The sequence below is a fragment of the Drancourtella massiliensis genome (genome assembly GCF_016900655.1).
Lineage (GTDB): Bacteria > Bacillota > Clostridia > Lachnospirales > Lachnospiraceae > Sellimonas > Sellimonas catena.
This window is the reverse complement of the sequence record NZ_JACJKH010000119.1, coordinates 1-341: the sequence shown is the minus strand read 5'-3', so window position 1 is coordinate 341 and position 341 is coordinate 1. Positions and strand designations below refer to the sequence as shown.

Here is a 341-nt window from a genome sequence, read left to right as displayed (position 1 = left end):
TTTGGCATTGTCACCAATGGGCTGGGCATTATCCGTCATATCTCTTTCTACAACAAAGACTTTATGGCGTCCCATCCTGATATTGTTGTCGAAAAGAAATCGGACTCCCCTGATGAGGATAAGTGTGTTCATGATTCCAAACTTTTGATCCCGACACTCAAAGACTTCTTTTCAAAGCATCCACTGATCAATCCCAAAACCTTCCTCGGAGATGCCGCTTTCGATACCGCTCAGCTCTATAAGAGCCTTCTTACCGGTGATACTTTTGGTAAGGACAAACATTTCCAGAAAGCATATATTCCACTCAATGCAAGAGCAGGTCTTGAAAATCAGGATTATAC

The 341-nt window shown here is 42.5% G+C and carries 1 pseudogene; it reads left to right on the top strand.

The annotated features are described in order from the left end of the window. Nucleotides 1-341: pseudogene (locus H6A32_RS16000) on the top strand (ISNCY family transposase); the annotation flags it as partial.